General features: G+C 57.9%; 16 protein-coding genes. 13 read left to right on the top strand and 3 right to left on the bottom strand.

Translation table 11 applies throughout. The features are described 5' to 3' along the window. The first annotated feature begins 147 nt into the window (after positions 1-147). From OZX70_RS06600 to glnA, 6 genes are all read left to right on the top strand, one after another. Positions 148-441, top strand: a complete 294-nt coding sequence (locus OZX70_RS06600; protein ID WP_277180086.1) for a hypothetical protein — start codon at positions 148-150, stop codon at positions 439-441. Positions 442-452: 11 nt separating this feature from the next. Then, positions 453-1,931 (top strand): glycosyl hydrolase, encoded by a 1,479-nt coding sequence (locus tag OZX70_RS06595; RefSeq protein ID WP_277180084.1) that lies wholly within the window; start codon positions 453-455, stop codon positions 1,929-1,931. A gap of 70 nt (positions 1,932-2,001) precedes the next feature. Continuing rightward, a complete protein-coding gene (locus OZX70_RS06590) occupies positions 2,002-3,705 on the top strand; it encodes a glycoside hydrolase family 3 N-terminal domain-containing protein (protein ID WP_277180082.1) in 1,704 nt (567 codons plus the stop codon). Between the two features lie 99 nt (positions 3,706-3,804). Further along, complete coding sequence (locus tag OZX70_RS06585; RefSeq protein ID WP_277180080.1) at positions 3,805-4,191, top strand: hypothetical protein; 387 nt, start codon at positions 3,805-3,807, stop codon at positions 4,189-4,191. After that, positions 4,172-4,828, top strand: a complete 657-nt coding sequence (pgmB, locus tag OZX70_RS06580) for a beta-phosphoglucomutase (RefSeq protein WP_277180078.1) — start codon at positions 4,172-4,174, stop codon at positions 4,826-4,828. Before OZX70_RS06585 ends, pgmB begins: the two co-directional genes overlap by 20 nt. Positions 4,829-5,099: 271 nt before the next feature. Beyond that, entirely contained in the window at positions 5,100-6,437 is a 1,338-nt protein-coding gene (gene glnA / locus OZX70_RS06575) for a type I glutamate--ammonia ligase (protein ID WP_277180076.1), read from the top strand. Positions 6,438-6,541: 104 nt separating this feature from the next. On the opposite strand, the gene OZX70_RS06570 is transcribed toward glnA, so the two are convergent. The 3 genes from OZX70_RS06570 to OZX70_RS06560 all read right to left on the bottom strand — a co-directional run bounded on the left by OZX70_RS06570 (position 6,542) and on the right by OZX70_RS06560 (position 12,736). Next, entirely contained in the window at positions 6,542-7,456 is a 915-nt protein-coding gene (locus tag OZX70_RS06570; RefSeq protein ID WP_277180074.1) for a hemagglutinin, read from the bottom strand. Between the two features lie 84 nt (positions 7,457-7,540). Beyond that, complete coding sequence (gene hrpA, locus OZX70_RS06565; RefSeq protein ID WP_277180072.1) at positions 7,541-11,860, bottom strand: ATP-dependent RNA helicase HrpA; 4,320 nt, start codon at positions 11,858-11,860, stop codon at positions 7,541-7,543. A gap of 258 nt (positions 11,861-12,118) precedes the next feature. Then, entirely contained in the window at positions 12,119-12,736 is a 618-nt protein-coding gene (locus tag OZX70_RS06560; RefSeq protein WP_277182146.1) for a methyltransferase, read from the bottom strand. Between the two features lie 206 nt (positions 12,737-12,942). On the opposite strand from OZX70_RS06560, the gene hflX reads away from it, so the two are divergent. The 7 genes from hflX (at position 12,943) to OZX70_RS06525 (ending at position 20,326) form a co-directional block, all read left to right on the top strand. Then, positions 12,943-14,418, top strand: coding sequence for a GTPase HflX (gene hflX, locus OZX70_RS06555; RefSeq protein ID WP_277180070.1), 1,476 nt, complete (start codon positions 12,943-12,945; stop codon positions 14,416-14,418). Positions 14,419-14,660: 242 nt separating this feature from the next. Further along, complete coding sequence (locus OZX70_RS06550; RefSeq protein ID WP_277180068.1) at positions 14,661-15,746, top strand: hydroxyacid dehydrogenase; 1,086 nt, start codon at positions 14,661-14,663, stop codon at positions 15,744-15,746. Next, positions 15,743-16,636 (top strand): sugar phosphate isomerase/epimerase family protein, encoded by an 894-nt coding sequence (locus OZX70_RS06545; protein ID WP_277180066.1) that lies wholly within the window; start codon positions 15,743-15,745, stop codon positions 16,634-16,636. Before OZX70_RS06550 ends, OZX70_RS06545 begins: the two co-directional genes overlap by 4 nt. A gap of 16 nt (positions 16,637-16,652) precedes the next feature. Beyond that, positions 16,653-16,892: a hypothetical protein gene (locus tag OZX70_RS06540; protein ID WP_277180064.1), complete on the top strand. Its 240-nt coding sequence runs from the start codon at positions 16,653-16,655 to the stop codon at positions 16,890-16,892. Next, positions 16,889-18,040 carry a Gfo/Idh/MocA family oxidoreductase gene (locus OZX70_RS06535; protein WP_277180062.1) on the top strand — a complete coding sequence of 384 codons (1,152 nt, stop codon included), beginning with the start codon at positions 16,889-16,891 and terminating at the stop codon, positions 18,038-18,040. The genes OZX70_RS06540 and OZX70_RS06535 overlap by 4 nt, the downstream gene beginning before the upstream one ends. Positions 18,041-18,086: 46 nt before the next feature. After that, complete coding sequence (locus tag OZX70_RS06530; protein WP_277180060.1) at positions 18,087-19,358, top strand: DUF993 family protein; 1,272 nt, start codon at positions 18,087-18,089, stop codon at positions 19,356-19,358. 122 nt (positions 19,359-19,480) lie between these two features. Continuing rightward, positions 19,481-20,326, top strand: coding sequence for a sugar phosphate isomerase/epimerase family protein (locus OZX70_RS06525; protein WP_277180059.1), 846 nt, complete (start codon positions 19,481-19,483; stop codon positions 20,324-20,326). Positions 20,327-20,682: the final 356 nt, after the last annotated feature.

Here is a 20,682-nt window from a genome sequence, read left to right as displayed (position 1 = left end):
ACACGAAACGATAGAAATGAAATATCGATGGTTGCAATAACGACATTGTGCCATCGCGTATATGGGTTTCATAGGCCTTTTGCCATGAATGTCGGAAGTGGCGATAGCGATTGAAATTCAACAAAATTTGATAACGACGTCAAGGAGATGCTCTTTGAAAGAGAAGCAAGTATTAGCCGCCACTGGCATATTGAGCATGAATCTGTTGCTGATGTCGACTTCGACGTTTCGCTTGAGGGTGACGGCAAGATTCACGCCGTCGGTAGCGGCGATCACAGCGCCATCCTGCCGTTCAACGGTACCAAAGGCAAGACCTTCCATGGTCGTGCGCTTATAGTTGTCGAACGCGATGCTGGAAATGCCACATCGGCCTTGCTAGTTGCGTCCGAAAACGGGTTTAATGGAAAACTCGTTTGTTATAGTGAAAAACAATTAAAATGAAAGGTAATACAATGGTAGATTTCAAGGTTTCACGAGATTCAAAGACCTCTGATTTCCCGCATTATTGGGAGACCTGCGTAGGCAGCTGCCACGCATACACGGCGTTGCGCGAGGATTATCGCCAGCAGCTCAGGAAGGCACATGACGAGCTCGGGTTCCGCTATGTGCGCTTCCACGGTCTCTTCGACGATGACATGAGCATCTGTATCGAGAATTTTGGTTTCGACGGCAAGTCGCAGGGTATCCAATACAACTTCGTCAACCTCGACAACATCGTCGATTTCCTGCTGAGCATTGGCATGAAGCCTTTCTTCGAGCTTGGGTTCATGCCCACCTGCCTGGCCAGCGGCAAGGAGACCTTCGGCGCCTATCACGGCAACATCACCATGCCCAAGGACGACAATCTTTGGACGGGGCTGATTCGCCGGTTCGTTGAGCATCTGCTCGACCGCTACGGCAAAGAGGAAGTCGAATCCTGGTTCTTCGAGGTCTGGAACGAGCCGAACCTCTCGGCCTTCTTCACCGGAACGCAGGATGATTATTTCCATCTCTATGAGATGACAGTGCGCACGCTCAAGGCGGCCGATCCGAAGGTGCGCGTGGGCGGGCCTGCCACCTCTTTCAACTCGTGGATTCCCGACCTGATCAATTTCTGCAAGAAGAACGAAGTGCCGCTGGACTTCATCTCGACTCACCAATATCCCACCGACGATCCGCTGTGGAAGAGTGGCAAGAATGTCGATGAGTTCTTCAAGGAAAACAAGGGGCAGGAGATCAATTACCGTCGTGGTATTTTGAAGGAAATGGTCGTCGAGGCCAAGCAACAGGCCGGAGATCTGCCGCTCTATTACACCGAATGGAATTCCTCGGCCAGGTCGGACGACTTTATCCACGACGAACCGTACACGGCGACTTTCGTGGCCAAGACCTTGGCGGACAATGACGGGATAGTCGAAGGCTATTCCTTCTGGACCTTCACCGACATCTTCGAGGAACAGTCACAGCGTCCGGGCGTCTTCCACGGCGGATTCGGCCTGCAGACCACTCAGGGCATCGAAAAGCCTTCGTATCGCATCTACCAGATTTACCACCAGCTTGGCGAACAGCGCCTGCCCGTCGAGTCCTCTGATCCGGATTCCACAGCGGAACTTCTGGCCGTGCGCAAGGGCGATGATTTACAGCTGCTTGCCTACAACGTGAACGTTCCTATGGGCACTATCAGCGAGCAGGACATCGACATCGACCTGGGTGCCTCCGCAGGCGACATGCAATGCGCTCTGCAACGCATCGATGACGACCATGCCAACCCGAAGAAGCAGTGGCAGATCATGGGCAGCCCGGAGTATCCGACTGCCGCTCAGATCGAAGAGCTGCGTGCCGCTTCCAGCCTTAGGACCGAGCAACTGACCGCGCACGACGGGCATATCAGCCTCACACTGCCGACGCAAGCCTCCGCGTTCATCACCGTCCCGAAGTATTTCCGCGTGTGAAGCCAAGGCAAGTCGAAAGCGGACGTAAGATAAACCGGGAAATCAAATTTCATGTTTGATAAGGGACACGATGATAGATCTGAAAGCAATGCCATACAACTTGAACGACGAGCAGATTAGGTTCGTCCAAGATGCCGTGGCAGGAATGGAGGCAGAGGAGAAGATCGGACAGCTCTTCTTCGTGATCGGAGAGGACGAGGACCAGACCGACCTGAAGCAGTTCGTCGACAAGTACCGTCCCGGCGGCATCATGTACCGTCCCGACAAGGCCGGCAAGCTGCAGCGCGAGGTGGCGACCTGCCAGTCTGAAAGCAAGGTTCCGCTCTTCATTGCGGCGAACCTTGAGGCCGGCGGCAACGGACTAGTGTCCGAGGGCACGTGGTTCGGCCGTCCGATGCAGGTCGCCGCGACGGCCGACCCCCATCAGGCGTACGAGCTCGGCGATGTCTCCGGATACGAGGCACGTCAGGTGGGCGGTAACATGTCGTTCTCGCCGATTGTCGACCTCGATCTGAACTTCCGCAATCCGATCATGAACACCCGCACTTTCGGTAGCGACGAAAGCACGGTCATCGCCATGTCCGACGCCGAGATCGATGGGTTCAAAGCCAACGACATCATCCCCGTGGCCAAACATTTCCCCGGTGACGGCGTCGACGAGCGCGATCAGCACCTCCTAAGCTCCATCAACTCGCTTTCGGCCGATGACTGGATGGAATCGTACGGACAGATCTATCATCACCTGATCGAGCGCGGCCTACCGGCCGTCATGATCGCCCATATCATGCAGCCGGCGTGGGAACGTCGCCTCTGCCCAGGCATCGAAGACAAGGACCTGCGCCCGGCCACCACTTCCAAGCTCTTGATCGACGGCTTGCTGCGTGGAGAGCTCAAGTTCAACGGCCTGACCATCACCGATGCCACGCCGATGATGGGCTACAACGCCATCATGCCTCGTGCCAAGGCGCTGCCGACCACCATCAATGCCGGCATCGACATGATCCTGTTCAACAAGGACATCGACGAGGATTACGGTTACATCCGGGCTGCCGTCGCCGACGGCACGCTGCCGATGTCCCGAGTCGACGAAGCTGTCACCCGCATCGTCGCTACTAAGGTCGCTCAGGGCGTCATGGGTACCGACGGCAAGCTTAAGAACCCGTCCTCTCCGGACTTCGACCTGAAGCTTGAGGAGCACGGTAAGCTCTCCGCCGATCTCGCCGCGAAATCGGTCACGTTGGTCAAGGACCGCGACAAGATCCTGCCGATCACCCCGAAAAAGTACCCGCGTGTGCGCATGGTCGTGCTCGGTGACACCAATGACGGCGGCTTCAAGGAAGGCGGCCTGGTCACCGACAAGTTCAAGAAGAAGCTTGAGGATGAAGGCTTCGAGGTGACGCTCTTCGACCGCAAGCATCTTGATTTCCAGGAGGTCTTCGAAGGCGGCGTCAAGGAAGAGGAGGATCGGTTCGACCTCGCCTTTTACGTGGCCAATGTCGAGACCGCCAGCAACCAGACGACGACCCGCCTCGACTGGATCCACCTGATGGCCGCCGACGCGCCGTGGTTCATGCGCAGCATCCCCACGGTCTTCGTCTCGACCTGCAACCCCTATCATCTCTACGACATCCCGATGGTATCCACCTACGTCAATGCATATGCCGGCAACAATGTAACCATCGACGCGGTCATACGCAAGATGACCGGCAAAGAGGAGTTCATCGGCAAGAACCCCGTCGATCCCTTCTGCGGCCATTTCGAGACGAGGCTGTAAGGCAAATGGAAAACAAGGAGGTCGCGATGGAAGTTTCGGATATTTCGATTAACCACATGCGCGAGCCGATCGGCTACGATTTCGCAGGCTCGATACGCATTGAATTCGCGGTCCAGCCAACACGCCGAAATCAGCGTCAACGGGGTAGTCGTTTCGCAGCGTTTGGTGCTGACCAACGGGACATACCATATCGCGTATCGGCCTGATGAGGACTATATTGAGCACTACAACCTCGACATGCCTGTCGCGGCCCTGATGGCCGACAAGGAATTGCTGGGGCAGCTGGAACCCATTAACGGTGTCTTTGGATTCCTGCAACAGGACGGCAACCTCGATAACTTCGGGTCGCTTTCCCTGGTCAAGATGAATACCATGTTCCCGTTCGTCAATATCTCGGCGGAGGACTTCGGCAAGATCAAGGCCATTATGGACAAGACACCACTTGAAAGCGAAAGGAGATTCCTCGATGAAAGGCGCTCTCTTTGATTTGGACGGCGTGATCGCCGATACCGCCGTTTACCATTTCCAGGCTTGGCGCAAGCTGGTCAAAGACCACTTCGACCGCGAGCTCCCCGACGAACTCGAGGAGAAGACCAAGGGTGTCAGCCGCGTCGACTCGCTCAAGGTCATCCTGAACTATCTCGGCGTCACGGTGCCGCAGAAGGAATTCGACGCTCTGGCCGCCGAAAAGAACGCGGCCTACCGCGGGCTTCTCGCGGAGCTCACCTCGGCCGATATTCTGCCTGGAATCCCGGAATTGATTGCGCAGATGAAGCAGCACGGTGTCAAGCTTTCGCTGGCCTCGGCGAGTATGAATGGTCCGTTTATCCTCGAAAAGCTCGGGCTTTCCGACACCTTCGACGCCATCGCCGATCCAAGCAAGGTAGCCGCCGGCAAGCCCGCTCCCGACATCTTCCTGGAAGCAGCAGCGGAAATCGGCCAAAAGCCCGAAGATTGCGTGGGCTTGGAGGATTCCGTCGCCGGGATCACCGCCATCAATGCTGCCGGAACGTTCTCGGTCGGCGTCGGCAGTCCGAACGAGCTCGGCCATGCCAGGCTGCTGGTGCCGAATACCGCCGCGTTGAAATATGACGAGATCGAAAGCGCGTGGGAACGCCGATAATTTCGTAACAACAAACGAAGGCCAATAATCCATAAAGGCCGGCAGATAGCAAAACGAAAAATGACGGGATACCGTCTATCCTATATTGCTATCTGCCGGTCTTTTGTCCGTATTCATGGTCATAAAACGGAACTGTCTCAATGGTTTCCTTACTTCTTGAATGGAACGTGTACTAGTCTCTGCCTGCAACGTTGGCTGTGAAGTGTGCAAATCCCGTCCGCAATCCCATGGTTTAACTGAAATGTAATAATGCCGTGAGACCATAGTGGCTATGGATAAACAGCAAGAATTCGCCTTGCGCACCGTTGAGGAACGTGACGTGCGATTTATTCGTTTGTGGTTCACCGACGTGCTGGGTACGTTGAAGTCTGTGGCCATTGCCCCGGCGGAACTTGAGGATGCCTTCGAGGAAGGTCTCGGTTTTGACGGCTCCGCGATCGAGGGTATGACCCGCGTCTCCGAAGACGACATGATCGTCAAGCCGGACCCTTCCACCTTCCAATTGTTGCCGTGGCGCGACGGCCCGCAAGGCACCGCCCGTATGTTCTGCAACATTCTGACACCGGACGGCGAACCGTCGCTCGGCGACCCTCGTCACGTCCTCGAGCAGGAGCTGGACAAGGCCAAGGAGAAGGGCTTCACCTTCTATGTCCATCCGGAAATCGAATTCTATCTCTTCGATCAGCAGGACGATTGGGGAGTACCGCCCACGCCCGTCGACTATGGCACCTACTTCGACCACGTTCCGCGCAGCCCCGGGATGGACTTCCGCCGTGCCGCCGTCAACATGCTCGAGCAGATGGGCATTTCCGTCGAGTATTCGCACCACGAGGTCGGCCCAGGCCAGAACGAGATCGACCTGCGTTACGCCGACGCGATGGCGACCAGTGACAACATCATGACCTTCCGCACCGTGGTCAAGGAGATTTCGCTCGAGCGCGGCATCCACGCCAGCTTCATGCCCAAGCCCCTGACCGACCAGCCGGGCAGCGGCATGCACACCCATCTGAGCCTGTTCGAAGGGGATTCCAACGCCTTCTATGAGGCCGGCCAGGAATTCAACATGTCTCTTATCGCCCGCCAGTTCGCCGCCGGCATCCTTTACCACGCCCGCGAAATCAGCGCGATCACCAACCAGTACGTCAATTCCTACAAGCGTCTCTGGGGCGGCAACGAGGCGCCGAGCTATGTGTGCTGGGGTCATAACAACCGCTCCGCGCTGCTGCGCATTCCACAGTACAAGCCCGGCAAAGGCAATTCGGCGCGTATGGAGTTCCGTGCGCTCGACCCGGTGGCTAACCCGTATCTGGCGTTCTCTGTATTGTTGGCCAGCGGCCTCGACGGCATCGAGCAGAAGATGACGCTCGCGGAGCCGACCAGCGACGCGGTCTGGGATCTGACCGACGCCGAGCGCAAGTCAATGGGCATCGAGCCGTTGCCGGAAAGTCTTGACGAGGCGCTCAAAGTCATGGAGAAGTCTGATTTCGTCGCCGGTGTCTTGGGGGAGCACGTTTTCGAGTACTTCCTGCGCAACAAGCGTCAGGAATGGGACGATTATCGCCGGCAGGTCACTCGCTACGAGCTGGAGAAGTTCCTGCCGAAGCTATAGAGACAGATGACTTTGCTGAATGAGGCCGCTGTGATTTGATTCATGGCGGCCTCATTGCTATTTCATATCGCTATTTGTGCGTAGATGTTTGCTACTGTGTGTTGCTATTTGCGCGGGTCGCCGAACCAGTTGTTGTAGATCAGAGCGAAGTTGCGGTTGCCATAGCTGGAGCAAGAGTCGCCTTCGCCTAAGCCCGCTGCTAGCGAGGCGGTGTTGGGCTGGTAGGGCGTGTAGACGTAGAGCAGTGCGGTGGCGGAGTTGCGGATGTAAACCTGGCTGCCGCCGCAGCTTTTGTTCGGATGATACTGCACGTAATTGAGCGTGCCGGCATGGTATCCGTACTGGCTTTCGTGGGCCTGATAGTACTTGAACCGCTTTGCCGCGCCGTAGACCTGATTGAAGAATCCCGCGTACTGCGGGTCACAGTCGGCGTCGTCCGGGCAACTCAGGCCCATGGCGGCCTTGTATTGGAAATCGCTGGGATTGGCCGAACCGATGAGATGCTGCTCCTTTTGCATTACGGTCAGGAGCACTTTTTCGCTGACGCCGCAGGCCTGTGAGGACTTGTAGATGATGGCGCTCGCAGACTCGGCTTTGGCACCTTTGTAGGCCTTGCAGAGGCTATTGGCGGCTATGTCAGTGGTATCGAAAGTTTTTACCGGCAGGCAGTTCGCGGAAGTACAATTCGGGCCATGTTTGATGATGAAGGCTTGCACTTCCGCCTGGCTCATGGCGTCAGCGTTGAAGAACTGGGCGTCCGAGATGATGTTGCCAGGGTCGAAATCGTACTTTTGTACCATCTCTTCCTGTCGTTTCTGCGCCTCGGTGACTTCGATATGCCATTGGACCATGCGAATCAGTCCCATCACCAGTGCCATCACACAAATCACCGCCACGATGCCGCCGAGCACCACTCCGATTTTGGCGGGAACACCGGCGTTGCGCCACTTGCGTTTGCAGGCCGCGATGAATTTGCTTGGGGAATGGGAACGTTTGCGAGACTTGGAAGAAGATGTCACAAACTCAATGCTATCGTCCGCCCCTGAAAGTTTTCCTGAAGCAAAGTCAAGGTTATGGAAATTGCCGGCACGATTATGCCAAAGTCATGACAGCAGTTTGCGAATGCGCTTGAGGCTGGCGGGGGATTTCGTGCCCAGTTCCTGTGCCCACAGGGAGACATAGAACTCTTCGAGCATCCAGCGGGCCTGCTGAACCTGTTTGCCGAATTGTTCGCGGCGAGGGCCGGCGGGTTCGGTCTTGAGCTTTTCTTGGGCTCGCGTGACCAGATCCTTGGCTTCGTCGGCTTCCCATGCCCAGCGCACGTCACGGTTTTTGTCGGCTTTGGCCTTTTCCAAGCGCATCAGATCGGCGTGAAGATAACGCTCGATGTTGGGCAGCGCTTCGGGTGGGGTCTTGCCAATGAAGCCTGGGTAGACGAGCGTTGCGATGTGTTCACGTACCGATTGCAGCACGGCCAGCATTGTCAGGTCCGCTTTGCCTCCCACTGCTGAATCGACAGCAGCATAACGTTTGAGGATGGCGATGACGTCGTGTGCTACGGCGTAAACCGTATCTTCGAAGGTCTCGGACACCCCGCTCACAGCCTCTGCCAGCGCGGTGTCGTCGGCGAGTTTGTCGATATGGGGGAGCAGACGTTTGACGGCCGCCAGTTCAAGGTCGTCGACCAAGAGTTTTGTCGACTTATAGGGAGCACTGGCGAGCATCAGCGCTTCGCTGCCGAGCCAACGCGAGGAGATACGGTCTTCGGGCAGCTTCAGCTTCTCGTAGGCGGCTTGCCAGAGCATTTCGGCGCGGGAGACTGTGGTGGCGCCGGCTTTGTTGAGGAGGTTCGCCTGTGCGACCACCAAGCCCCGCGACTTGGCTTTGCTGGCCTGACGCTCCACGGTTTTGCGGGCGCTGGCCTGTGCCTGACGAGCGAACTTGTGTTGCAGCTCGACCAGCGATTTGCCGGTTCCGAGCACGCGGTAACGTTGGGCTTTACCGTGACGTTGGGCACGGAACGTTGCGTCGTCGATGATGACGGGATTATTGGCGCTGCCTGAATTGTTTCGGCTATCCCGCCCCGATTGGGTGTCGGCGTTGCCGCTATCTTTGCTGTGAATCGAACCGGAACCGTTTGCGTACTTATTGTAGGGTTTCGTTGTATTGCTGACATCAATGTGATTGCTGCTGCCTTTGCCGTCATGTTTGCTGCCGTGGCGACTGCCTTTGCCGGGTGCCGGCGGCAACGGTTCCTCGACGCTGAATGTAACCCGTAAATAGGGCGAGAGCTTATCGAGCTGGTCGCTGTTGAAATCCTCGGGGTGGATGGTGGCGTTGACGCTGGTGATGGCCGCATAGGTGAACGCGTGCGCGAAATCTGGCCAGCGCGCGCTACCGGTTGCCTCGTCGACTGGGGGTAGGTTTGGCTTGCCTTCCGTACCCGAACCGGGCAGATTGGGGTAACGCTCGTCGATGGCGGCACGGATCGTGCGGGCTGTGTCGGGCGCGGGCACGAACTGGACGCGCAGCGACTTCGGCAGCGACTTGATATAGCCCAGAATGAGCTCGTCCAAAAGCCCCGGAACGTTCCATGTGAACTGCTCAGGAGTCAGGCGGGACAAGGCTTTGATAGGGATGTGCACCGTCACGCCGTCGGCTGGGTCGCTGGGGTTGTAGATATAGCTCAGACGCAGATCAATGGGAGTGCCATCGGTGCCAAGCGTATGCCACTGGTTGGGGTAATCGCGCAGGTCCACGGATTCGTGCGACTGCAGGCGTTCGACCTTGTCCGGGTCGAAATCAAGCAGGTGCGGCTGCGCCTCGTGGATGGACTTGACCCATTTGCCGAGGTCGGCGACGCTGGTGACATCTTGGGGAATGACGGTGTTGTAAAAGTCGAAGAGGTCTTCGTCGCTGACGGAATCGGAAATCTGACGGGTACGATTGGTGTCATCCACCGCGTCCTGCAGAATGTCGCGATTAGCCTCGATGAAATCATCGTAGGAGAAGCGTTGTTGGATATCACCTTCGACCAGGCCTTGCCGAATCAGGAAATCTCGGGCTTCGGGAGGGTTGATACGTCCCCATTGCACCTGTCGGTCCTGTACGATCGGCAGGCCGTAGAGCAGCACTTTCGAACTGGCGATGGCGCTGCCTCGCGAACCAGACCAGTGCGGTTCGGCGTAGGTGACGCGGGTGAGACTTCCTGCCAACGGTTCGGCCCACGCCGGGTCGATGGCGGCAGAATAGCGCGCCCAGAGGCGTGAGGTTTCCGTGAGATCGGTCGACATAACCCATGGCGGGGTCGACTTGGCCACCGACGAGGCGGGGAAGAGGGCGAAGCGTGTGCCGCGCGCCCCCTGATACTCGTTCTTCGACTGCTTGGCCGCACGTTTCATCGCTCGTGCCTTGGCAGCTCCCTTGAGCCCCGAGAAGTCCGAAGCCTTGGGTTCGCGCACCACCTGCATGCCCATCATCGAAAGCAGGCCGGCGAGCATCGAGGAATGGATTCCCTGAAAGTCCCACGAGCAGCAGAGGGCATGCGCCGCCTGCTGGTTGATAGGCAGCATGAGGATTTCCGGTGCCGGACGCGAGATTGGAGCGGGTTTGCCGACTTTGAAGTGCATCTGTCGGCACATTTGCCGCAGCTGGGAGACGAGGTCTCGCCATTGCCGCAAGCGGATGAAACTGAAGTATTCAGACTTGCAGATTTTGCGCAGTTTGGCGTTGCCGGTATGGTTGCCGTTGCCGCCTTCGTCAGGGCCGAAGATATGGTCCCACATGTTGAGCGCCGTGAGAAAATCGCTGGTCTCGTCGGCGTAGCGATTGTGGACGCGGTCGGCCTCGGCGCGTATCTCGTCGGGTCGTTCGCGCGGGTCCTGCAGGCTGAGGAAGGCGACGATGACCAGCACTGCGGCGAGCGTGTTGGGCGTGGCCTTTTGTGCGGCCTCGAGAATCATACGACCGAGGCGAATGTCGATGGGAATGCGAGAGAGCTGGCGGCCGGTGTGGGTCAGGCGCACCTCGCCGTGTTTGCGTGCGATGGCCTTGAGTTCGGTCAGCTCGTTGAAACCGTCGGACACCGATCGGGTGTCAGGCGGGTCGATGAAGCCGAAATGGGTCACGTCATCGGCCGTGCGGGCCACGCCCACCGACAGCATGTGCAGCACCACTGCTCCCAGCGAGGTACGCAAGATTTCGGGCTCGGTGAAGCGCGGACGGGACTCGTAGTCGTCTTTGGAATAGACACGGATGGCGATGCCGTCGGCGATACGCCCGCATCGGCCGCTTCTCTGGTCGGCGCTTGCCTGGCTGATGGCCTCGATGGGTAGGCGCTGCACCTTGGCCGACTTGGAATAGCGCGATATACGCGCTTCGCCCGGATCGACCACGTAGCGGATGCCTGGGACCGTCAGCGAGGTTTCGGCCACGTTGGTGGCGATGACGATGCGTTGATGGGAATGGCGTTCGAAGACGCGATGCTGTTCCTTCGATGAAAGGCGGGCATACAGTGGCACGATTTCCAGCGCGTCCGGCCGGCGCATGTCAGCGGCTCGGGGCCCGAAGTGGTGACGGATGGCGTCTTCGTATTCGTGGATGTCGCGCTCGCCAGAAGCGAAAACGAGGATATCGCGCGGTCCGCGGTCGTGCGAGGAATGGATGACCAGCTCGGCGCACGCGCGTGCCACCGCGCGTGGCATATCCTCGCTGCCCGTATTGCCCGAAGTGCTATCTGCCCCCAGAATTTCGCCGTTCTCATCGGGCAGCGACCCGTCGGCGAAACCGGGGACGTGACGCATCAGCGCCGGCATGCCTCCCAGCGGCTCGTAGACGATCTGCACCGGGTAGGTACGTCCAGAGACTTCGATGACAGGTACTTTCGTACGCAGCGCGTGTTCGAAATGCTCCTTGAACTTTACCGAATCGATGGTCGCCGAGGTGATGATGAGCTTGAGGTCGCGGCGCTTGGGCAGTAGGGCGGTCAGGTAACCCAAGAGGAAATCGATGTTGAGGCTGCGTTCGTGCGCCTCGTCGATGATGATGGTGTCATAGCGAGTCAGCTTCGGATCGTGCTGGATCTGCGCCAAGAGAATGCCGTCGGTGACGATGCGCAAACGTGTCTTGGGCGAGCTTTCGTCGTCGAATCGTACCTGATAGCCGATTTCCTCGCCGAGCTTGACACCCATTTCATCGCAGATGCGCTCGGCCACAGTGCGTGCGGCCAGGCGGCGCGGCTGGGTATGCACAATCTGGTGGCTGTGGGTGCCGCGGCCCATTTCGAGGAGCATTTTCGGGATCTGGGTGGTTTTGCCCGAACCGGTCTGCCCGGAGACGATGACGACCTGCGAATCCCGCACCGCCTGCTGGATTTCATCGTGCGCCGCGCTGACCGGCAACTCTTGAGGATAATGGTATTTCATAAGCTTCTCTATTGTACGCATACCCTATGTTTGCGTATTGGTGATATATCGGGCATAACAGGTTGATTGTATTACGTTGTTGTGCGTCGGAGTATGTTGACAACAGAAGATGCTGTCATTGATTTGCCCGAACCGACTTGCGCCTCATATTATTGCTACCGTTTCCATCTGAATCCTGTTTCGTGCCCATAAAAACGGTTCCGAAATTGATGCTGACGGCGAATTGACGCTAAGGCGGCCAGGTCAATCAACGTTGGTTCAGTGGCGAACTTCGATAACGCGGTAGCCCTTGGAACTGGCGTATTTGGCGACCGAAAAATCGTCGCCGAGCTCGGCGCCCAGCCATTTGATCAGCGAATCGCTGCCGAGGTTCTTCTGCACCACCAGATAAGCGTAGCCACCCACCTTAAGTCGAGGAAGCCAAGCCATCAGCAGAGTGTGCAGCTCGTCCTTGCCCACGCGGATCGGCGGGTTCGACCAGATAAGATCGAAGGTCAGATCTGTCGGTATGTCTTCGGCTTTCGCCGCGTGGATTCGTTTGTCAATCCCGAGTTTTTCGGCGTTCGCCCTTGTCAGTTCCAGCGCACGTTCGTTGACGTCCAGCGCCCAGATATCGGCTTTCGGCGATTCCAACCCCATCGTCAACGCAATGGGCCCCCAGCCGCAGCCGATGTCGAGGAATGTTCCGTCTTCTGGTGGTTCCGGTGCGTGCCTTAGCAGGACAGAAGTTCCCAAATCAAGCCGATGCCCCGAAAACACCCCGTTGGACGCCTCGACATCCACCTCGTGTCCGCGCAGCGAAACGTGCAGGTTTCGCCGTACGTCACGTGAAGTCGGTTCGGCGGAAAAATATTGCTCAGTCTTGCGTGTTTTCATCGAGTGGGCATCCACTTGTTCCGGCCGTGTCTTTTCGGTGCTGTTCTCGCCCATGCTATCCTGTTCGTTTGTCCCGTTCATGGCCCAAGCCATATATCGATATCAGAGTCTCCATACTAGTTTCCATGCCGGAACAGTGAACATGGGTTCACCTCATCGAATATGCTGATACCAGAAAGATTGTCAACTGACGAAAGGCTGATTTATTGGCGAATGATGATACGCGCGGCGACACCCAAAGCGAGGTGCTGCGCAAGCGCTCCGACATCCTGCAGGAGAGCAGTGATAACCGTGCTCCGGGGGCCGAGGAATGGAGTGAGCGCGAGGCGCGTAACAAGCTGAAGCATGTTGTCGGCCTGGGCGAGATGCAGGACGAGACCGACGTCGAATACCGCAAGGTGCGTCTCGAACGCGTGGTCTTGGTGGGGGTGTGGTCGAACGTCGAAACCACCATCGAACAGGCCGAGGAGTCGTTACGAGAGTTGGCGGCGCTCGCACACACCGCAGGCGCGGTGGTCTGCGATGGAGTCTTGCAGCATCGCCTGAAACCTGACGCAGCCACGTACGTCGGTCGCGGAAAGGCTAAGGAGATCGCTGGAATCGTGGCACAAAATGAGGCCGATACCATCATCGTTGACGGCGACCTGGCACCGAGCCAGCGCCGTGCGCTCGAGGACGCCACCAAGGTCAAAGTGGTCGACCGCACCGCCGTCATTCTGGACATTTTCGCCCAGCACGCCACCAGCCGTGAGGGCAAGGCGCAGGTCGAGCTCGCGCAACTGGAATATATGCTGCCGAGGCTCCGTGGCTGGGGCGGCTCGCTTTCCCGTCAGGCCGGCGGTCAGGCGGCCGGCGTCAACGGCGGCATCGGTTCCCGTGGCCCGGGCGAGACGCAGATCGAGATGGACCGCCGCGTCATCCGCACTCGTATCGCGAGACTCAAGAAGCAGATTCGCGCGATGGCTCCGGCGCGTGCTGTCAAGCGCGGATCACGCCATCGCTACGGCCTGCCCACCGTGGCTGTGGTCGGTTATACCAATGCCGGCAAATCCTCACTAGTCAACCGATTGACCAATTCCGGCGAGCTGGTCGGCAACGCGCTTTTCGCGACCCTTGACACCGCGGTTCGTCGGGCCAAAGCCGCCGACGGACGGCTCTATGCCTACGTCGATACTGTCGGCTTCGTGCGTCGCCTGCCTACCCAACTGGTCGAGGCGTTCAAGTCGACATTGGAGGAGATCGGAGAGGCCGATGTCATTCTTCACGTCGTCGATGCGTCCACCACCGATCCGTTCGCGCAGATCGAGGCGGTCAACGACGTGCTCGCCGGCATCGACGGCGTCTCCGACATTCCACGTATCCTCACCTTCAACAAGGCCGATCAGGTCGATCAGGGCACGCTGGACCGCCTGCATAACATCCGCCCGGATGCGCTTATCGTTTCCGCAGCCGACAATAGTGGCTTGGACGGCTTGCGCACGAGGGTGGAAACGACACTACCTGTCCCGCAAGTCCACGTCGAGGCGCTGTTGCCATATAGTGACGAGGCCGGTTCCTTGCTTGCCCGCGTACGTGAGTATGGAAAGGTCGAGAAAGAGGATTATCGAACCGACGGTGTCGCGTTACAGGCCGACGTCGACTCGCGTTTGGCGGCTCAGGTGATGGATCAGGCAGTAGGCTAGGTTTTTGCGTATCGTCGTAATTCGTATTGCGATTTATGCCAGAATTTGTCGTCGTGTTCGCTTCGAGGTGACAGGCAAAGTATTCAGCCGAAGTTCGCAGGTAGTTGCGGCCTGCAAAAATCGATGGTCTATGTCCGGTATTTTCGGCTGCTTCTCTTCTGTGATATTCTTTAGTCCGTTACAGGGGGATTGCCAATATCGGCGATGATTGCCGATTTGATGCGCCCTGGCGAAGGAGCGTTATGACGGGGAAGTTCAAAATCGGTATATCCATGAAACCGGGTTTGCCGGAAATGTTGCTGACTGATTCGATGTGGAAAAGATTGCGCAAGATCGCGGATTTCACGCAGCATCAGGAGGTGATGGATTACGATAATCCCGCCGAAATGGCGCGTCTTCACGATATCGACTACCTTTGGTACGGCTGGGAGGCACCTGAGGTCACGCCTCAGGTGCTCGAGGCCATGCCCAATCTCAAGGGCATCATCGCCTCGCAGGGCAGCGCGTACGTCAAGTTCACTACCGAAGCGCTTGAGGTCGCCAAGAGGCGCGGCATTTTTGCCACGAACGTCCAAGCTGCCAATTCCCTGCCTGTTGCCGAATTTTGCCTCGGTGTGACACTTTTGGAAAGTAAGTACTACACCCTTTCGCAACGCCAGTACGAGCGTGACCGCAAACCGATCGACCGCGAGCAGGCCTACCCGGACGCGGGCACCTTCGGCAAGACCGTCGGCATCGTCACCGCCACTTCGCAGATCGCCCGCGACTTCATGACCCTCTTGAAGCCCTTCGATTTCAAGGTCATTGCATGGAGCCGGCACCTGAGCGACGAAACGGCGGCACGCTACGGGGCCACGAAGGTCAGCCTCGATGATGTATTTCGCTATTCCGATATCGTCTCGATCCATACGCCCGGCATCCCGCAGGCCAAAGGCATGATAGGCGCCCATGAGCTAGGCCTGATGAAGGATGGAGCGTTGCTGATGAATTCGGCGCGTGGCATCGTCATCGACCCCGAAGCGCTCGAAAAGGAACTGGTCTCCGGGCGTATCCGCGCCGTGCTCGACGTCACCTACCCGAGTGAGCCGTTGCCGCCGGACTCGCCGCTGTGGAACCGCGACAATGTCATCCTAACCCCGCATATCGCCGGATCGATGGGTTGCGATCTAAAGCGTATGGGCGAGTCCGTGGTGCGCGAATTCGAGCATATCGCCGCGGGCGAGCCGCTCGACCACCCTGAGCCGAACCCGCTGGGCGACGCGAACCATCCTGATACGAAGGAAGCTAATGATGCGAACCATCCGGATATGAAGGGCGGTGCGCGATGACGTGGGAACTGGCCGCAAGCACACTTGGCGCGCCCTATGATTCGATTGACGAGCTGGCAGCGACGTTCCGCGCGACCGGAGTAAAGACCATCGAGGTTTCGGTTGGCGAGGAAATGATTTTTCGCATGGACTCGACCGACGACGAGCTCAAGGCGATGCGCGACGAACTGGCCGACAAGGCGGGAGTCGGTATTGTCTCGGTCGATTCCCGTGTACAAATTTGCAATACGTCTCGTTCGGACGACGAACTGACCGAAAGCCTCGAACACTGCCTAAAGATGGCGAGCGTACTCGGTGCGCGGTTCGTGCGTGTCTTTCCGACCGCGCCGCTGGACGCGGGCAGTGCCTCCACGCCTGACCGGTTGCCCGGCCTCGAGCTGCCCGACGATATGAATCTGGCTGATGTGTCGAAGCGCGGAGCTGAGATCGTGGCGCGGGCCTTGCCTCTTGCGGACCGACTTGGCGTACAACCGTTGATTGAGACCCACGACAGCCACACCAACGGCGCTCGCAATGCGCTGATCCATCATTATCTTGACAAGATCGCCCCGGGCAACCATGTCGGCTCGATTTGGGACATCGCGCACCCCTGGCGCGTGGGTGAGGCACCACAGACGACGTTTGACTATATCGGGCAGTATCTGGTCGACGGCCGTGGGCTGGTACAAATCAAGGACTGCGCATACCCCGGCGACCAGACGCCGGTGCTGCAGGGCTCGGGGCGCGTGCCGCTCGCGGAGTGCTGCCGAGTGCTGAAAGCGGGTGGCTACACAGGCCCGCTTTCCTTGGAGTGGGAGAGACGTTGGTACCCGGATGTCGAGCCGTTACGTGAGGCGCTTGTTGCTGCGCATGCCGCCATAGAAGCCTTGCCGGCCGATGCGCAACTCTGATGGATACGAGCGGTACTTGAAGAGCAAAACGATGATTTGCATTCCACAGACACCGGTCGTCTGCATTGAATCGAATCAAGATTTGCAAAATGGCAGGATCGCAACGATTCCGATTCTGAGCGGCAAAGGATTCGGCGGCAAACCGCTTATGCATCGAAAAGTACGTGTTTGCCATGAAATAGACGACGTGGCTGAAACAGGTGAAGCAGCGCGGACCACGGTAAATCGTAAGGACAACGAAAGGTCGATATTATGACTGATAAAACCATCGGCGTAATCATGAACGGCGTGACAGGGCGCATGGGTTACCGACAGCACCTCTGCCGTTCCGTGTTGCCCATCATCGAGGCCGGTGGGGTCGAGCTGCCGGACGGTTCGCGCGTCATGCTCGACCCGATACTCGTCGGACGGCATGAAGACAAGCTGCGTGAGATTTCAGCACGGCACGGTGATCTCAAATACACCACCGATCTCGATAGCGTGCTGGCGGACCCGCATTATTCGCTGTATGCAGATTTCCTGACGACCACGGCACGCGCCGATGCCATCAAAAAGGCGATTGCAGCCGGCAAGGATATCTATACCGAAAAGCCCATCGCAGCGGATTACGAAAGCGCCTGCGAGCTGACGCGACTTGCCGAGGCCAAAGGCGTGAGAACAGGGGTCGTGCACGACAAGCTCTTTCTTCCAGGTCTGATCAAGCTCAGGCGCCTTATCGACTCAGGTTTCTTCGGCCGTATCCTTTCGGTGCGTGGCGACTTCGGCTACTGGGTCTTCGAAGGGGACTGGCGTGCCTCACAGCGGCCGAGTTGGAATTATCGCAAAGAAGATGGTGGCGGCATCATCTCGGATATGTTCCCGCATTGGAATTATGTCATCGAGGGACTATTCGGGCCGATCTCTTCGGTTTATACGGAGGCCAGAATCGAGATTCCTGAACGTGTGGATGAAAACGGCAAACGCTTCAAATCGACGGCCGAGGACGCAGCCTACGCAATTTTCGAGCTCGAAAGCGGGGCGAGCGTGCAGATGAACTCTTCGTGGAATACGCGCGTGGATCGTGACGAACTTCTTGAGCTGCACGTTGACGGGACGCATGGCTCGGCCGTGGTCGGGCTGTTCGACGCCAAGATCCAGGTGCGCGACGCCACTCCTCTGGCCGTGTGGAATCCGGATGTGCCGGACGCGCATGATTACCAAAGTGATTGGCAGCGTGTCGGTGATGACGAAACGTTCGAGAACGGCTTCAAGGCACAGTGGGAGCAGTTCATCCGCGCTTTGGCTACGGGCGCGACATATCCCTACGATCTCGCGTCCGGGGCGCGTGGCGTGCGGTTGGCCGAGCTTGGTTATCAGTCGGCCGAACGCGGCGTGAAGGTGGCGGTGCCGAAGGCCCGGTATTGACCTTGTGATTGGACGGGCAAGGTCTGAAACGCAATTGAAAAAATGTATGACAGCAATGGGAAACGAGGCAATGATGACGACATTGACGTTGATCGACGAATCTGGCGATAAACGATGTGTCGAAGCGAACCCGGCACCTAGGTTCGTCAAGCCGACAACACCATTGCGCTCGCGTACGGTGTATGCCGCGGCGCACGTCGTGCCGCTCGCTTGGGCGGACAATACGCCGGGGCGTCCGGCACAGGTCGATTGGGAATCCACCATCGGTTTCCGGCGCATGATTTGGTCGTGGGGCCTGGGCGTGGCCGATTGTATGGACACGGCACAGCGCAATCTCGGTATGGACTGGCCTGCCACTGCTGAACTGATGCGTCGAAGTGGGGCCGCCGCTGCTCAATATGCGCGTGATGAAGGCTGGGGCAGGAGTGTGGCCGACTTGGTGTGCGCTGGAGTCAATACCGATCAGCTTGAACCTGCCGGGCGCCGTGATTTCGACCTTTTGCAGATAGTCGAGGCCTACTTGGAGCAGTTGCATGTCTGTGAACAATCGGGTTGTGGGCCGGTCATCATGTGCTCGCGGCACTTGTGTCGGGCCGCTTCAAGCGCCGCCGACTATGTCAAGGTGTATGACAAAGTGATAGCTTCCGCGAAGTCTCCGGTGATCCTGCACTGGTTAGGGGAGGTATTCGACACTCAGCTACATGGTTATTTTGGCTCGTCCGATTGGCGGGAGGCCTCGCAAACGGTTTTGCAGATCATCGCCGACAATCCCGGCAAGGTGCGTGGTGTGAAGATGTCGTTGCTTGACGCGGACGCTGAACGCTATATGCGTGCCATGCTGCCGCAAGGGGTGATGATGCTCACCGGAGACGATATGCACTATGTCGATTTGATACGGGATTGCGAGCAAGACGATCCCCGTTGTGAAAGCGCCTCGGGTGGCAAAATCATGATGCATTCCGATGCCTTGCTCGGTGCATTCTCCGTTATCGCTCCGCAAGCCAGTGCAGCCATACAAGCGCTTGATCGTGGCGACGAAGCGGGTTATCTAGGAGTTCTCGAACCCACCCAGGCGTTGGCGCGTCAGGTATTCGCCGAGCCCACCGAATACTACAAAACCTCCGTCGCCTTTCTGTCATGGCTCAATGGCCACCAGCCGGCGTTCCAAATGGTCGGTGGCCTGCAATCGGCTCGCAGCCTGCCGAACCTCTCGCGGGTGGTTGAGCTGGCAAACGAGTGCGGTGCGCTCGAGGTCCCGGAATTGGCGGCACAGCGCTGGAACTCACTGCTCGCGCTCAACGGTATAGACACAGCCTGATCGGTGACGTCAATACGGCTTTGGACGCTTCTTTTTATGCAGCTTATTGATTGTCGTGATGGGAAAAGTCCAGCTGGCAAGTGCAGCTAATAATGGCTAATAACAGAATGAAGGAGTTCGATATGGTCAGTCCCATACTCTCGATGAATCAGGCGACGATCAAACATGCCGATTTGCGGCAGACGCTTAACACGCTTACCCAGGCCGGTTATGGCAGCGTGGGACTTTGGCGTGAGCCGGTGGAGGCGGTGGGTGTGCCGGCGGCGGTACGTATGGTCGCCAATTCCGGCCTGCGCGTCTCATCGATGTGTCGTGGAGGCTTCTTTACGATGCCGGAAGGACCGGAACGACGCGCTTCGATTGACGATAACCGCAAGCTCATCGAAGAGACCGCCGCCTTCGGATGCAAGACACTCGTGCTCGTCGTCGGCGGGTTGCCCCAGGGGTCGAAGGATCTGGCGGGGGCTCGCACTCGTGTGTCCGAAGCGCTCGCGGAGCTCGAGGACGATGCTCTGGCTGCCGGCGTCACGCTGGCCATTGAACCGTTGCATCCGATGTATTGCACCGACAGGGCCTGTGTCTCGACGCTTGCCGAGGCACTTGATATCGCCGCACCTTTCGACCCGAAAGCGGTGGGCGTCACCGTCGACACGTTCCATATTTTTTGGGATCCTGATGTGTTGCGCTCCATCACGCGTGCCGGACGTGAAGGCCGTATCGCCGCCTATCAGGTCTGCGATTACCGTACCCCGCTCGAGGCGGATCCGCTTTTGAGCCGCCATTACCCAGGTGAGGGCGTCATCGATTTCAAACCGCTGACCGAGGCTGTCGCCGCTACTGGTTGGCGTGGCGACATCGAATGTGAAATCTTCAATCAGGCTGTGTGGGATACGCCGTTTGACGAAGTTGCGCGCCGTGTTGCCGATACCTTCGATACTTACGTTGCCCCGTATTGGCCGGCTTGCTGAGTCTATTGGCTTTCGCTACGTGACGTGAAGAAAGGCTTTTGCGACGATGTCATGTGCGCGTAAGGCATAGTGAGGCGGTCGGATAGACGGTGGTTTTGGCGAGTGTTTGCTTGGCTTGAGATGTTGGTCATTCAGGCAAGGAACGCCGTGTTTTTAACCTTTGATTTATGTATATCATCTGATAAAATGATGAAAGTCACAAGGCTTTCGTTTTGATGTCGATTGAAGCTCGACCGGACGATTGCCAACGGTGCAAAGGCGGGTATTTCATCCGTTTTGAGTTTGCGCCGGTCAAGGCTTGTGGCTACCACAATGACGAGATGCATGGCGCTGCTATATCTGCTGCGTCATAGTTG

It is taken from the genome of Bifidobacterium sp. ESL0732, assembly GCF_029395535.1.
In the GTDB taxonomy this organism is placed as follows: domain Bacteria; phylum Actinomycetota; class Actinomycetes; order Actinomycetales; family Bifidobacteriaceae; genus Bifidobacterium.
This window is presented reverse-complemented; position numbering and strand designations above follow the sequence as displayed.

Coding starts and splice junctions, on each gene's coding strand:
- OZX70_RS06600 (WP_277180086.1), top strand. CDS start 148: ATGCTCTTTGAAAGAGAAGCAAGTATTAGCCGCCACTGGCATATTGAG.
- OZX70_RS06595 (WP_277180084.1), top strand. CDS start 453: ATGGTAGATTTCAAGGTTTCACGAGATTCAAAGACCTCTGATTTCCCG.
- OZX70_RS06590 (WP_277180082.1), top strand. CDS start 2,002: ATGATAGATCTGAAAGCAATGCCATACAACTTGAACGACGAGCAGATT.
- pgmB (WP_277180078.1), top strand. CDS start 4,172: ATGAAAGGCGCTCTCTTTGATTTGGACGGCGTGATCGCCGATACCGCC.
- glnA (WP_277180076.1), top strand. CDS start 5,100: ATGGATAAACAGCAAGAATTCGCCTTGCGCACCGTTGAGGAACGTGAC.
- hrpA (WP_277180072.1), bottom strand. CDS start 11,860: ATGAAATACCATTATCCTCAAGAGTTGCCGGTCAGCGCGGCGCACGAT.
- OZX70_RS06560 (WP_277182146.1), bottom strand. CDS start 12,736: ATGAAAACACGCAAGACTGAGCAATATTTTTCCGCCGAACCGACTTCA.
- OZX70_RS06550 (WP_277180068.1), top strand. CDS start 14,661: ATGACGGGGAAGTTCAAAATCGGTATATCCATGAAACCGGGTTTGCCG.
- OZX70_RS06545 (WP_277180066.1), top strand. CDS start 15,743: ATGACGTGGGAACTGGCCGCAAGCACACTTGGCGCGCCCTATGATTCG.
- OZX70_RS06535 (WP_277180062.1), top strand. CDS start 16,889: ATGACTGATAAAACCATCGGCGTAATCATGAACGGCGTGACAGGGCGC.
- OZX70_RS06530 (WP_277180060.1), top strand. CDS start 18,087: ATGACAGCAATGGGAAACGAGGCAATGATGACGACATTGACGTTGATC.
- OZX70_RS06525 (WP_277180059.1), top strand. CDS start 19,481: ATGGTCAGTCCCATACTCTCGATGAATCAGGCGACGATCAAACATGCC.